Consider the following 14,287-nt stretch of genomic DNA (forward strand, 5'->3'; position numbering starts at 1 on the left):
CATGTCCAATACGCCGGCGCTGCATAAGTTTTAGGGAATCAATTTGCATTGATCATCATGCGCTTTTCGCCGCTCTGCATTGTCCTTGTACGGCAAATCCTTGCCCCTCAAAGATGCAGAATGTCGAATCGGATCATTGCTTAGCAACAATAGACCTGTCTTCTTTGTAGGGTTCCTTACAGAATTATGCAAGTGTTGGTACGGATTTGGCCAGCCTTATCGGCCGTGATGCTCTACACGTTCCCTTCCAAGCGATGTAAGAGATATATAGTTTATGTCAAGAAGGGGTTAACCTGATACCTATTATGGTTTAGCAAACGTTATGGAGTTGAGCAGAGCCATTTATATGTTGTTCGAGTTGTTAGTCAGTTGCCGTCGTGGGGTGCGCCAGGGCGTTCCTTTGAGGCGAGGTGCCTTTTTGTCGGTTTTACGGAGTGTGCGCTTTTGTCTGTTTGCTGCCATGTTGGTTGGGGTGAGTTCTGTTGCCTCCTCGCAAGAGCTTTCCTCCGATATCGTGACGGTTACAGCGGTAAGGACTTCGGGAGATAACAAAGAGTCCCGCTTTGTTTTGGATGTTAGCAAGCCAATTGCCTTCAGTGTGTTTGCGCTTGCCGATCCTTATAGGTTGGTTATCGATTTGCCGAGCCTTTCATTCCAGATGGCACATGGCATGGGGCAAGTTGAGCGCGCGATGGTGCGCAATTTCCGATTTGGATCTTTTGGTGAAACGCGTTCTCGTGTGGTGCTGGATTTGTCTGGACCGGCCAAGGTGAGCAAGGCTTATAATCTACCTGCTGTGGATGGCAATGCGGCACGCGCTGTTATTGAATTGGTGCATGTTAGTGAACGAGAATTTTCCGAGCAGGCCTTGCGTGATGTCATTCGCATCAAAGCGGATGGTAAATCACTGGAAAAAACTGTTCCTGTTCGTGAGAAACCGATTCCTGAGCATGAAAAAGGGTCTGATGCGCGGCCTCTGGTTGTCTTGGATCCCGGTCATGGTGGAATTGATACTGGTGCTACATCCAAGCGAGGCTTGAAGGAAAGCAAGCTGGTGCTGAGTTTTGCCAAAGCATTGAAAAAGAAGCTCGAGGCGGATGGGCATGTGCGTGTTGTTATGACTAGGGAGAAAGACGAGTTCATATCCCTTTCCAAGCGTGTGGCTTTTGCACAAGCACATAACGCCAATCTTTTTGTCTCGATTCACGCCGATACGGTGCGTGAAAGCTATGTCCGCGGGGCGACCGTTTATACGCTTTCGGACAGAGCATCAGACCAAGTGGCGGCCAAACTCGCGCAGCAAGAAAACAGGTCTGATCTTTTGGCTGGATTGGAACTTGAAGAAAAGGACGATGTGGTCGCCGATATCCTGATTGATCTGACGCGTCGGGAGACGGCCAATCATTCTTCTCTTTATTCGCGTACATTGGTCGGGGCACTGAAGTCATCCATCAAACTATCCAAGACCCCTGAACGGTCCGCAGGTTTCAAGGTTCTCAAAGCGCCGGATATTCCAAGCATTTTGTTGGAATTGGGCTATCTGTCCAATGATGCCGACCAATCCGCGTTGACGTCTGAGGCTTGGCGCAAAAAAGCAATTGATTCCATCGCCAAGTCGCTGCGTACTTTCTTTCAGCGGCAGTCTGCCAACTCGAGTGGTCTCTTCGTCTCTGGCTCAGGCTAAACGCACACCCTTGGATTGGGAATTCCAAATAGGAGGCTGATCTCCAATAGAGTTCTGATCCAAGTGATGAGTGGTTTTATCTGCCAGAGGCTTCTGGTCCATATAGTCTAGTCCGTCGGGAGAGGATTGCCCTATGATTGCCGATGTCGCTGTGCTTGCAGCATTTGCCTTTTTCTTTTCCCTGATTTCTGCGCGCATTCGAAGCACTTTGTTGACCGGGCCTATGTTTTTTATTGGCTTCGGGTTGCTCGTCGGGCCATGGGGGCTGAGGATCATCGATATCACTGTAGACGCAAGTGGGGTTCGTATATTGGCGGATTGGACGCTTGCTCTTGTTTTGTTTACCGACGCGGCTGATGCCAACCGGTCTGCCTTGGTGCGTAAGATCGGTATCTCCGAACGTATGCTGTTGTTGGGTTTGCCTTTGGCTATGCTTTTGGGAACGCTGTTGGGCTGGGTGATGTTCGGTCAATTGGGATTGTATCAAGCAGCCATTGTTGCGACCTGTTTGGCTGCGACCGATGCGGCATTGGGCAAAGAGTGTTTACATGATGAGTCGGTGCCCACATATATGCGAACAGGCTTGAATGTAGAAAGTGGCCTCAACGACGGCATGACTGTGCCTGTCCTGTTGGTTTTGATCAGTCTGTCTCTTGCTGCTCCTGGGGTAGGTCTAGCGGTTTCAGATGTTATTCTGATTGTAATGCGGGAAATCAGCATCGGCGTATTGGTTGGTGTTGCAACGGTTGCTATTGGCGTTCTGTTAATGCAACAAGCTGCTCGATTTGGCTGGATCGATCCGGTGTGGAACCAAATTCCTGTGATTGCGCTTGCTGTGTGTTCTTTTGCCATCGCGCAAGAACTACACGGCAGTGGCTACATCGCGGCTTTTTGTGGTGGGCTGATGTTCCGGCAATTGACCAAACGCCTCTCGCATAAAATGACCGCCACAGCAACTGAAGCCGGCGAAACGATGGCGCTGCTGGTTTGGGTGCTTTTTGGAACCGTAATGCTGGACACCATTTTGCCGGTGTTTGAGTGGCCGATGCTGCTCTACGGCTTTCTAAGCTTGACTGTGATCCGCACCGCCGCGATCATTCTCTCTCTTGCAGGCTCAGGGGAAACACTTCCAGCCAAGATCTATTTGGGTTGGTTTGGTCCGAGAGGTTTGGCCAGTATCGTTTTTGTTGTGATTGTCACGGATGCGGGCGTGTCCGGTGCCGATTATATTGCTGGTGTTGTATTTTGCACGATTTTGATGAGCGTCTTTATGCATGGCTTGTCTACTCACCCGTTTAGCAGGGTGCTGGCAAAGGCTGATATGTTGGAAAAACAGGCTCGGAATCAGAAGGCTTCAGAACTTTAACGCGATTGGCCAATATGTGGTTGGTACAGAGGTGTTTGGTTGGTGATTTGCGCCGTTTGATACAGATTATTTGCTTATCATGGCCCTTTTACTGCCCCAATGTCGTGTGACTGTTGCAAAATGAGGGCGGGCAGAATAAATCTTGCCCTTGCGACACGGGGTGTGGATTTGCAAGGCGTGATTCGAATTTCAATCAGCCGGTAAACAGGGTGCAGTGGCCGAAAGTAGGGCGTTTCGTGCCTATGAAGCAATGCTGAGCAGGGGCATTTTTATCGATTTTGAATCGTGGGAAGTGCTTAAGGATTTTGTTTTCGCGCGTAATTCTGTCAGAAGAGCCAAGTCGCTTTTCGGATATACGCTGTAGTGAGAATATAGGAACAAGTATGATAATTTGGCGCTTCTTCGGCTTCTTGTTTGCCGCGGGTTCCGTTATGTTCGTGGTCGTGGCGATGGCCGTTTATGTCTTCCTCAATTCGATGATGCAGGGGCTGCCTGACTTCACAGCGTTGCGGAACTATGAGCCTCCGGTTATGACACGCATCCATGCGGCGGACGGGCAGTTGATGGCTGAATATGCCAGGCAAAGACGATTGTTTTTGCCTATTCAGGCAATTCCCGACAAGGTGAAACAAGCGTTTCTGTCTGCTGAGGATAAGAATTTTTACGAGCATGCCGGTATCGACTTTTTGGGTATCGGGCGTGCGGTCTTTACCAATATCAAAAACTACGGCAGCAATCGTCGGCCGGTTGGTGCGTCGACAATCACCCAACAGGTGGCCAAGAATTTCCTTCTGACATCAGAGCAGTCCTACGAGCGCAAGATCAAAGAAGCGCTGCTGTCGATGCGTATCGAGCAGACTTTCTCTAAAGATGAGATACTCGAACTCTATCTCAACGAGATTTTCTTTGGCATTGGGTCTTATGGTATCGGGTCTGCTGCGCTGCATTATTTTGACAAATCCGTGCATGAATTGACCTTGGCTGAAATCGGCTATCTGGCTGCCCTGCCAAAAGCGCCAAATAACTACCACCCAATTCGCCGAACGGAAAAAGCCATCGAACGACGCAATTGGGTCATCGATCAAATGGTCAACAATGGGTATGTCTCAGTTGAAGAGGCAAATCAGGCCAAGGCTTCGGATCTGCAAGTAACATTCAGGACACGCGGAGCGCACATCTTTGCAGCGGATTATTTCGCTGAAGAAGTGCGTCGTTGGATAGATGAGGAATTTGGCGAAGAGAAGCTGTATAACGGCGGATTATCGGTCCGTACCACGCTGAATGTTCCGCTCCAAGTTGAAGCTCGCAAAGCACTGAATGACGGTTTGATCAAATTTGATCGGACCAAAGGTTGGCGCGGTCCTGTGGCTACTTCGGATATCTCAGGTGATTGGGGCAGTGCGCTGGCGAAGGTCAAGCCGCTGTCAGATATTCCTGAATGGAAATTGGCCGTTGTTTTGTCTGCTGCTGGCAAGGATGCCGCTATCGGTGTTCGCCCTGAAGTTGGCAGCAATGGTGCCGTTTCTGAGGAACGGGCTACAGGGGTTATTCCTCTGAGTGATTTGAAGTGGGCCAAATGGGCTAAAGGTGACCTAAAAGGCAAGGCTGTCAAAGACGTTTCTACCGTGTTGAAACCCGGTGACGTTGTTTATGTCTCTGAGAAAAAAGGTGGGGTCTATAGTTTGCAGCAGGTGCCGGAAGTGTCTGGTGCTTTGATCGCGATGGACCCTTTTACCGGGCGTGTGCTCGCCATTGCGGGTGGTTTCTCCTATGCACAAAGTCAGTTTAACCGAGCGACGCAGGCCTACCGTCAACCTGGATCTTCCTTCAAACCTTTTGTGTATGCGACTGCGCTGGACAATGGCTATTCCCCTTCCAGTGTCGTGATGGACGCTCCGATTGAAATCCAGCAGGGTGGTGGCCAGGGTTTGTGGAAACCACAAAACTATGGCGGAAAGTTTTATGGCCCCTCGACGTTGCGTCTAGGTATCGAGAAGTCACGTAACGTTATGACAGTTCGTTTGGCCAAAGATATGGGAATGCCTCTTGTTGCTGAATATGCGCAGCGCTTTGGCATATATGACGATCTGATGCCCGTGCTTTCAATGGCATTGGGGGCAGGGGAAACGACCGTCATGCGTATGGCGACGGCCTATTCCATGTTGGCCAACGGCGGACGCCGGATTACCCCTACATTTGTTGACCGAGTTCAGGATCGTTATGGCAAGACCATTTATCGCCATGACGCGCGCATTTGCCAAGACTGTAATGTGCAAAGTTGGAACTATCAGGATGTGCCTGTAATTGTCGACAATCGCGAACAGGTGCTTGATCCGATGACCGCCTATCAGATCACGTCTATGATGGAAGGTGTGGTTTTGCGCGGCACGGCACCGATTGTTCGGGAAGTTGGTAAACCGATTGCTGGTAAGACTGGTACCACCAACGATGAACGCGATGCTTGGTTTGTTGGTTATTCCCCTGATCTAGTGGTTGGGGTTTATGTTGGTTATGACCGTCCTCGCCCCATGGGTCGAGCCGCGTCAGGCGGTCATTTGGCTGCGCCGATTTTCACCGAGTTCATGAAGGTTGCCTTGAAAGATCATCCCAAGAAACCGTTCCCGGTTCCGGAAGGTCTGCAGCTTATTCCAATTGACCGTCGCACCGGTTTGAGGGCATCAGCCAGCAGTGATGGTGGTGTCATTTTGGAGGCTTTCAAGCCCGGCACCACTCCGCCAGATAGCTATTCCGTTATTGGCTTTACAGAAGATATGGGACGTCCCGTTTCAGCGCAGGAGGCCGAACAGGCCTTGACGCAGGGAACCGGTGGTCTGTATTAAAGCGTCACAGGGTTCTTGATACAGAACGGATGCGGCAATGCTCGCGTCCGTTTTGTTATCTTATCACCCAGACATGCACTCTGATTTGCAAAAAGTGAAGATTATGCGCGCAGAAATTCAAAATGTGGTTGATGAAATCAAGCAGGGTCTTGCTCTGCTGAGGAGGCATCTTTGACTGGGATGTGTCTCAAAAACGCCTTCTCGAACTGAACAATCTGGCAGAAGATCCCGATCTTTGGAATGATCCACAGCAGGCACAGAAACTGATGCAAGAACGTCAGAAGCTGGAGACCGCAATCAATGGATATAACAAAGCCAATCAGGATCTTGAAGATTCCATCGAGCTCATCGAAATGGGTGAAATGGAGGGCGATGCCGATATCGTGGCGGATGCTGAAGCAACTCTGATTAACCTGCTAGCTGAGATCAATCGCCAACAGATTGAAACGCTGCTATCAGGCGAAGCAGATGGCTTGGATTGTTACATCGAAGTGCATTCCGGTGCAGGTGGCACAGAAAGCCAAGACTGGGCCTCGATGTTGCTGCGCATGTATACCCGTTGGGGGGAAAAGTCCGGGTTCAAGGTTGAATTGATGGACATCACCGCGGGCGAAGAAGCTGGCATTAAAGCCGCAACCATTATGGTCAAAGGTGAAAATGCCTACGGCTGGGCCAAAACGGAAGCCGGTGTACATCGTCTGGTTCGAATTTCTCCCTTTGACAGTCAGGCACGGCGGCATACTTCCTTTTCATCCATCTGGGTTTATCCGGTTATTGATGACTCCATTGATATTGAAATCAATGAAAGTGATTGCCGCATTGATACCTATCGCGCGTCAGGTGCGGGTGGACAGCATGTTAATACCACCGACTCTGCAGTGCGCATCACCCACCAGCCGACGGGAATCGTTGTGCAATGTCAAAACCAGCGTTCACAGCATAAAAACCGGGCACAGGCTTGGGATATGCTCAAGGCGCGGTTGTATGAGCGTGAGCTGCAAATCCGTGAGGATAAAGCCAGTGCTGAAGCGGCCTCCAAAACCGATATTGGGTGGGGGCATCAGATTCGCTCATACGTTCTGCAGCCTTATCAGTTGGTCAAAGATCTACGCACTGGCGTCGAGAGCACCAGCCCTCAAGATGTTCTGGACGGTGCTCTGGCCCCCTATATGGAGGCTTCTCTCGCACAACGCGCCTATGGCACCGACGAAGATGCTGCGGTCGATGACTTGGTCTGATTGGATCGGGTTCGCTCGAGAGGTTCGATAATAAAAAGCCCGGTTTGTTCCGGGCTTTTTCTTGCCTGTTTGACTGCGGTTTGGTTCTTGTGAGTAAGTGCGCTGGCCTACTCAGGTCCAAACCCAGGGCTTCGGGCTTTGATGTTGAATGTTCTAGAGCCGCGCTTTGGCATGAACATTTCGATGCAATTGCCCGGACCATCGGTAAACATCCAAGGGTGGGTGACGAAGGTGTTGATGGTGAATGACTGGCCTGGGTTGAGGTCGGCGTAATGGGTTGGTTGACCTTTGAAGTCGATCCACATGACGCTCCTAAACTCACCCGAGCGGTTGACAAACTTTACAGTCACAGGGCGATTGGAATTTCTTGATATTTGGTTGCCGAGAGTCTGGCAGCTGTTATTGCGCACAGGTCTTGGTCTGCTTGTCGCTTTTGCTGTGCTTGAGGAAATGCGATACAGCGGTTTTTTACGTTTGCCTCTGGCGCTGAACAGAATCTGTTTGCGGTGCAGATCGAGTTGAATTTCGGTGTTTCTGCTTGCATCATAAAGATAGACAGACCAGTCATCTCTGCCGGTTTCTTTGAAATGAAATGTGCCATCGCCGTTGGTTTCGGTCCAGTTTCGGCGTGATCGTTGAGCAAAAATCCCCCCCGGATAGGAAACCGTGTTGACGTTGTGTCCGTTAACCGCGCTGCTTTGGGCAACAACAATGCGACCATCGTTTGTTCGGACTTGTTGTTTGGGTGCCTCTATGGACAATCCGGCGTTTAATGCTTTGGCTTGGATTGGTAGTGTGCTCAGGGCGGTTGCCAACCCGACAATTATGGCGCTTCCTGAGGCTCTAAATTTGGTCGTTTTCATAATCATTGCACTCAGCCTTTAAGTAAAAATACTATTCTATCAATCGTATTTACTGGGTCAAGCTGCTGATGCTTTATGAAATGATCAAATTGGTTGTTTTGGACGGACAGCATATATGGCAAGAATGAAGGGTATTCTTGCTTGGGCACGTGTCCGATGCCTGCGACGCGAGTATATGGATTGGACTACCAATGCATTTGAATGGTTTATTGTAAAATTTCAAAAGCAAGAAGGCTACAAGAGTTTGGTTCTATTCATTAGATCAGTTTGCGTAGCTCTTGTCCTGCAACAAGGAATGAATAGGGATTGACGGCCTTGCCGTGCACACGGGTCTCAAAGTGCAGGTGGGGGCCAGTGGATCGCCCTGTTGTGCCTACTTTACCCAAAATGGTGCCCTTGCTGGCCTTTTCCCCTTTTTTGGCCAGCACTTTGCTCATATGGGCGTAGCGACTAATGACGCCGTTGCCATGATCAATTTCTACCATCAACCCGTAGCCAGATTTGCGACCGGCATGAGTGACGGTTCCGTATCCTGCTGCCCGGATGGGGGTGCCATGTTTGTCTGCAACATCGATACCTGCATGCATTGACATGCGGTTGAGGAATGGATCTTTGCGTATACCGAAACGGCTGCTTAAGCGGCCTGTTGGCAGAGGGTGTGAAATAGGCAGTCTATAGACGCTGCGCTTGAGTTGCATGAAATGATCCAGCGCTACCTCTACTTTTTCAGCATCTTCCGCAATTGTATCTTGATTGACATCCCCGCTTAGGGGGATGAAAGGACCGCCCATTGCTGCCGGTTTTGGAGAATCAATTGTGACACCCAATGCAGCAACACGTTGCTCAACACGCATAGTTTTGTTTCGCAAGTCTTTGAGTAGATTGTGCAAGATGGCTTGGCTATCGAGCATTTCTGTTTCCAGACGGCTCGCGGCATCTGCCAGTTTGACGATGGTCTGATCGCTTGATGTCACTTCGGGTGCATCCACAATTGATGCTTCAGATGGTTCCAGATCGAGAGGTTGAGCCGCAGCGACAGCGATGGAGCCCGTGTGTTCTTCTGCGCGAATAATTGGCTGTGAAGACCGGAACCCGAGATTTGCGAGGTCTTTGAACCGGTTGGAAATACTCGATTGGGATGGAGCAAAACTTGAGGCTGATGCCAAAGCCATTGGCATGGCTTGCTGTGGCGCCAACGCTTGCTCTGCGCTGTTTTTTTGACGCCAAGGTGCGGTGCGTGGAATTGGCACGGTCACATTGGAGCGAATCTCCATACCGGCTTTGCGGGCTTTTTTGAGAATCGGTTCCAACACGGAAGAATAGGCTTCATAGTCAGCCTGCTTGCGCATCAAGTCCTGAACATGGTTTTCAATTGTTTGCTTATCGATCATTTGCCGACTGGCAACACGATCCAATTGAGAGCGCAATTGGGCAATGCGGTCTTCATAAGCGGTTTGCATGAGTGCCTTGTCGGAGCGAGAAAAGCTAATGATTTCATCGCGAAAGACTAAGTATGTGGTCGCTGACAGATAGAGAATGCTGAATATTGCGCCAAGCGTGAGTACGCTCGACATGACCCATGGACGGATGGTAAAATCCTGTACCACTTCGCCGTGGGCGATAATGATCCGGTGAGGCTCCTTGCGGCGCCCAAATTCTCGATTTCTACCTTGAGACAGCATCTATATCCCAACTCACATACGGGCTTATGGTTGGTGTCATTAGAGCGTGTGCATGGTTAATATTTGGTTTACATCTGGATTTGGGTGATGAGGATGTGACTCTTAAAGTCGCGCAAAAACCGTGGGTTAGCTTTGCATCTGCGAATATTGGTTTGTTAACGGTTAATCAGAATGCAGACTCTTGATCAAGGGCATAGCGTGACAGCACTAATTTATACCGTCCCACTTTCCTCTCTAATATACACTAAAGGGCAGGTTGCTCTCTTCTGACAAACGCAAAGCTGCCTATGCCGTCTATTTGGTGATGGTCCGCGTGGCCTCAAGCACTTCTGTTGCATGTCCCTTCACCTTCACTTTGGCCCAGATGCGAGCAAGCTTGCCATTTTGATCGATTAAAAATGTGCTTCGTTCGACCCCCATATAGGTTTTGCCATACATCTTTTTTTCAACCCAAACACCATAGGTCTCACAAACAGATTTTTCGACATCGGCTGCCAAAAGGATCGAAAGGTCATGTTTTGCGATGAAATTGTCGTGTTTTTTTACGCTGTCCGGAGAGATGCCGATGATTCTCGCACCCAATTCGGAAAACTCATGTGCCAGCGCACTAAAATCCAGCGCTTCTGTGGTGCATCCGGGTGTGTTGTCTTTGGGATAAAAATAGACAATCACTGGGGATCCAAGTTGATCGCTGAGAGTGACTTCTCCGCCACCACCAGTGGGGAGGCAAAAATCGGGTGCTGCGTTTCCTTCCTGCAAAGGGAGCTCTTGTTTGATCATTTTCCTATCCTTTTCGACTTGATCGTGTAGCGAAGGTGCTTGTGTGGACTTGGTCAAATATTGATTAGCGTTGTTGATACGTGATTTGTCATTATTCTGACCACTTCTCGTTCTAACTAATTGGGTGGTTTTGTTCGACTTTGGCGTGTGTGTGCTCACTTCCCGTTAGAATGCCTCTTGTGAGCGTGTCGAATCTGTCATAACAGAACAGTGCAGCGTTGTATTTCGGAACAGTGTGTGTGGGTTGAAAAGTGAATACGGAGACTTGATCGAATTGGCTGACAGTTCAAAGGCGCATGATAGTGCCCAGCCCTCCGACACTCAAGGAATAGAAGCGGATGGCTTCGAACCTTCGATCACGTCTTCATCGTCGGATGGTGTAAACAATTTCCAAAAGAAATCATCATGGAAACGCTGGTTCGTATGGACGAGCGCCGGTCTTGTTTTGGTCTTGCTGCTATTGATCGGTTTGACCGCTCTGCGCCTTTTTGTTTCGCCGCTGTCTGTTAGTTCCTTTGTTAGCGAAATTGAGGAAGCTGCTGCTGCGGCCTTGCCGCCGGGCCAGATTTTGCTGCTGGATGATGCACAAATCAGCTTCGCCGAGAATGGTGGGCTTGCGCTTCGCTTGTCCGAGGTTGAGTTGCGAGAGGGTGAGCAGCTGCTATTGTCCGCAGCCCGGATTGATTTGGAAGTGGATATTTTATCTCTTTTCAAGCAGCAACTGCGCCCGAGTATGGTTTTTATTCCCAATATGATAGCGCGGGTGCAGCGCGATAAAAATGGCCGCTTTCTGATTGCCGGGCAGGACCCCGGTTCGGTTGGTGAACCTATGGGCCCTCCCGTGCGTTCGCAGGCCATATTTTATGATCCTGATGAACCTGAGTTCGTTTCCTTTATCTATTCCATGCGTCGTGCCATTCAGCCGTTGGCTGATGATGATTTGAGTAAACGGCCTCCCCGCATCCTTATCAAGGATACCGAAATCCACTTCCAAGATGACATTGCGGAAGAGACGCGGAAATTCGAAAAAGTTGCTTTTTCTTACAATCCCGCTGGTGAGAAAGATGACCTTTGGCGTATCGATTTTGCGGTGAACGGTCATCATGGGCGCATTGGGTTTGCAATGGCGGAGTTTCCGCTCTCAAAAGAAGAGAGGGGCGTGGAGGGACGCTCTATTGAGTTCCGGTTTGCTGATGTTTCCTTGCCTGATCTTGCGCCTCGCTTTGCTGACAAGAGTCAGAGATTTCAGTTTTCTTCCCCCGTTTTTGGCGGGGCGCGGTTGGATTTCGATCTCAAAGGGGCGTTGGTGGACGTGTCGGTTGCACTGGATGTTGGCGCAGGTCGTTTGGACTTTGGCGACGATGATATAGCGCTGCTGGATGAAGCCAGCTTTCGTCTGGATTGGGAGCCTGAATTGCGGGCCCTTCGTCTGGAGAAAGGGATGGTTTATTTCGGCGAGACGGGCGGCGAATTTCGGGGTGTCGCCGTTTGGCCTGAAAAGCGTGATGGTGATATACGCATAGCGATTGAGGGGGAGGATATTAAACTCGCTGCGCGGGATAATCCGAACCCACCAAAATTAGTGAAAAATCTGATCCTGCAGGCAAAAGTCGGCAGGGAGAGTGGCATCGGAACAATCGAGCGGTTTGGTGTGCTCGCCGATGAAGGGTCGCTGCAAGGGGCAGGGTCTATGGCTCTGGTCAATGGTGAGTTGACCGCCGGGATGACATTTGTTTTCTCAGAAATGCCTTATGATCTCATTTCTCACATGTGGCCCGTCAGTATTGCAAATGGGGCCCGTGAATGGATCATCAAAAATGTCGAGGCGGGGAAAACCACAGGCGGCACCATCGAGGTGGCTCTTTCGGAAAGCATGTTTGAGCGCAATGAGGAAGGGCGTTTGGTTCTGCCGGATGATGCGGTGCAGGTGGATTTTGGTGTTCGTGACCTTCGTATAAAAGGATTTGGCGATCTTCCTCCAGCTGAAAAGTTGAACGGCAGCGGCGTCGTTACTGGCAGGACTTTTGTTGCCAATATTGAGGATGGCCGATTTGTAACAAAACAGGGGCGGCATTTTGGCATCAATTCCGGCAAGTTTGAAATTCCTGATCATTCACAAAAGCCTGCCACCGGTGTGGTGGTGATCGATGCTGAAGGCACAGCCTCTGCGTTGGGTGAGATTGTCGATAGCGAGCCTTTGCATGTTCTCAGATCAGAAAAACAAACCGCTTCAGGCCTTAAAGGCAAAGCAAGCGCCAAGGTAATGGTCCGGTTTCCCTTTATCAAAGATTTAAAGAAGGAAGATGTCGACTATAGCGCCAAGGTCGATCTGAAAGATTTTTCCAGTGCAAAGCCCATCCGCAGTCGTAAAATTGAAAAAGCCGAGCTCACAATAAACACTGACGGCACCCGTGTTGATATCGCAGGTGCGGGCACTATCGACGGTCTGGTCACGCGTCTCGATTTAACCACCTCCACCGATGATTCCTTGTCGTTTGCTTCTAACTTTGAGCTTTTGCTTTCGGATGATGATCGCAGGAAAATGGGGCTGGATATCAGTCAATGGCTGCGCGGACCGGTCATGGTGAAAGTCAAACAGGGGGGCGATAGACAGGACGTGACCCGAGTGGAAGTTGATTTGACCAAGGCGCTGCTGGCAATCGGAGAAATCGGCTGGAGCAAAAAACCAAATGTGCGCGGAAAAGCGACATTTGATCTGATCCAGAGGGGAGATAGCTATCAAGTTAGGTCTGTGAGCGTCGAGGGGGATGGGTTCTCTGCGACTGGAAGCGCAGATCTTTCCAAGGCCGACGGCCTGCAAAAGCTTACCATTTCCAAATTGCATTTGAGCCGGGGTGATCGACTACGCATTGATGCCGTTCAAAGCAAAAAGGATTTTTACACCATCCGTTTGACCGGTGAAGTGTTGGATTTGCGCGGTAAGCTGATGGCTAACCCGTTGAATGGTACGAATGAAAATCTATCCAAAGATAGCTATGTTTTAAATGCCAACATCAAAAAGGTGATTGGTCTGTCGGGGCATTCGATTGTCAATCTTACTGCTACCCAGCATGTGATCAATGGCAAGGACCAAAGCATTCGAGCCAAAGGGCTGTTGGATGGGCGCGCCAAGCTTGATGTGACCACAAAAGCGGGTGAACGGCCGACGGTGCATATCTACAGTGATGATGCAGGGGCGTTGTTGCGCTTCTTTGGTGCGATAGATCGTGTGTTAGGAGGCCGTTTGGCTTTGTCTATTGTTTTGCAAAATGGCTGGGACCATGTGACCGGCTCGGTGTTTTTTAAAGACTTTAATATCAGTGGCCAAGTGGAAAAGCAGAAGTTGACGAAAAAATCGGTCGAACGTGTCAATGGTAATTTCAATAAATTCACCATGACCTTCTCGGGGAAAAAGGGGGTCTATTCCATCATCAATGGTGTGGTGAAGGGCCCTGTGCTAGGCGCAACCGTCGGGGGTACCGTTGATATGGGCTCTAAGAGTTTGGCGCTATCGGGGACGTATATTCCAGCTTACGGGGTGAATAATTTCTTCAGTCGAATCCCGCTTCTGGGCCGTGCGCTGGGCAATCGCAAGAATGAAGGATTGCTTGGCATCACCTATAAAATTCAGGGCAATATGTCCAACCCTCGGGTGGTCATTAATCCGGCTTCTCTGCTTGCCCCTGGAGCGCTACGCAAAATGTTTGAGTTCAATTGATCTTTGCTTCTTCGTTCGGATTGGGCAAATAAAAAGGCACCTGAATAGGTGCCTTTTTTGTAAATTGAACCAGATATCTCGTATCATTTGGGAGATCACTCTGATTGAGCTTTTAT

Annotated in this window: 8 protein-coding genes; 5 read left to right on the forward strand and 3 right to left on the reverse strand. The window is 49.8% G+C overall.

From position 1 onward, the window contains the following. The first annotated feature begins 322 nt into the window (after positions 1-322). From C0081_RS08860 to prfB, 4 genes are all read left to right on the forward strand, one after another. A complete protein-coding gene (locus tag C0081_RS08860; protein WP_101533453.1) occupies positions 323-1,684 on the forward strand; it encodes an N-acetylmuramoyl-L-alanine amidase in 1,362 nt (453 codons plus the stop codon). A gap of 133 nt (positions 1,685-1,817) precedes the next feature. Then, complete coding sequence (locus C0081_RS08865; protein ID WP_101533454.1) at positions 1,818-3,050, forward strand: cation:proton antiporter domain-containing protein; 1,233 nt, start codon at positions 1,818-1,820, stop codon at positions 3,048-3,050. 389 nt (positions 3,051-3,439) lie between these two features. Next, complete coding sequence (locus C0081_RS08870; RefSeq protein ID WP_101533728.1) at positions 3,440-5,890, forward strand: penicillin-binding protein 1A; 2,451 nt, start codon at positions 3,440-3,442, stop codon at positions 5,888-5,890. Between the two features lie 103 nt (positions 5,891-5,993). Continuing rightward, positions 5,994-7,128 (forward strand): peptide chain release factor 2 gene (prfB, locus tag C0081_RS08875; RefSeq protein ID WP_101533729.1). Its coding sequence is split into 2 segments (ribosomal slippage): positions 5,994-6,062 and positions 6,064-7,128, totalling 1,134 coding nucleotides; the frame shifts between segments, so codons are not numbered across the junction. A 107-nt stretch (positions 7,129-7,235) separates the two neighbouring features. Here prfB and C0081_RS08880 read toward each other — a convergent pair. The 3 genes from C0081_RS08880 to bcp all read right to left on the reverse strand — a co-directional run bounded on the left by C0081_RS08880 (position 7,236) and on the right by bcp (position 10,453). Beyond that, the gene (locus C0081_RS08880; RefSeq protein ID WP_101533455.1) at positions 7,236-7,997 is read right to left on the reverse strand and encodes a VHL beta domain-containing protein; all 762 of its coding nucleotides are present in this window, start codon (positions 7,995-7,997) and stop codon (positions 7,236-7,238) included. Positions 7,998-8,248: 251 nt separating this feature from the next. Further along, on the reverse strand, positions 8,249-9,673 hold the full coding sequence (locus C0081_RS08885; RefSeq protein WP_101533456.1) for a M23 family metallopeptidase: 1,425 nt from the start codon (positions 9,671-9,673) through the stop codon (positions 8,249-8,251). Positions 9,674-9,967: 294 nt separating this feature from the next. Next, a complete protein-coding gene (gene bcp, locus C0081_RS08890) occupies positions 9,968-10,453 on the reverse strand; it encodes a thioredoxin-dependent thiol peroxidase (RefSeq protein ID WP_101533457.1) in 486 nt (161 codons plus the stop codon). Positions 10,454-10,727: 274 nt separating this feature from the next. On the opposite strand from bcp, the gene C0081_RS08895 reads away from it, so the two are divergent. Continuing rightward, the gene (locus tag C0081_RS08895) at positions 10,728-14,171 is read left to right on the forward strand and encodes a YhdP family protein (RefSeq protein ID WP_146006429.1); all 3,444 of its coding nucleotides are present in this window, start codon (positions 10,728-10,730) and stop codon (positions 14,169-14,171) included. Positions 14,172-14,287: the final 116 nt, after the last annotated feature.

Source organism: Cohaesibacter celericrescens, assembly GCF_002866925.1.
Lineage (GTDB): Bacteria > Pseudomonadota > Alphaproteobacteria > Rhizobiales > Cohaesibacteraceae > Cohaesibacter > Cohaesibacter celericrescens.

Excerpts from the sequence above, each read along its gene's own strand:
- C0081_RS08865 (WP_101533454.1), top strand. The coding sequence starts at position 1,818 with ATGATTGCCGATGTCGCTGTGCTTGCAGCATTTGCCTTTTTCTTTTCC.
- C0081_RS08880 (WP_101533455.1), bottom strand. The coding sequence starts at position 7,997 with ATGATTATGAAAACGACCAAATTTAGAGCCTCAGGAAGCGCCATAATT.
- C0081_RS08885 (WP_101533456.1), bottom strand. The coding sequence starts at position 9,673 with ATGCTGTCTCAAGGTAGAAATCGAGAATTTGGGCGCCGCAAGGAGCCT.
- bcp (WP_101533457.1), bottom strand. The coding sequence starts at position 10,453 with ATGATCAAACAAGAGCTCCCTTTGCAGGAAGGAAACGCAGCACCCGAT.
- C0081_RS08860 (WP_101533453.1), top strand. The coding sequence starts at position 323 with ATGGAGTTGAGCAGAGCCATTTATATGTTGTTCGAGTTGTTAGTCAGT.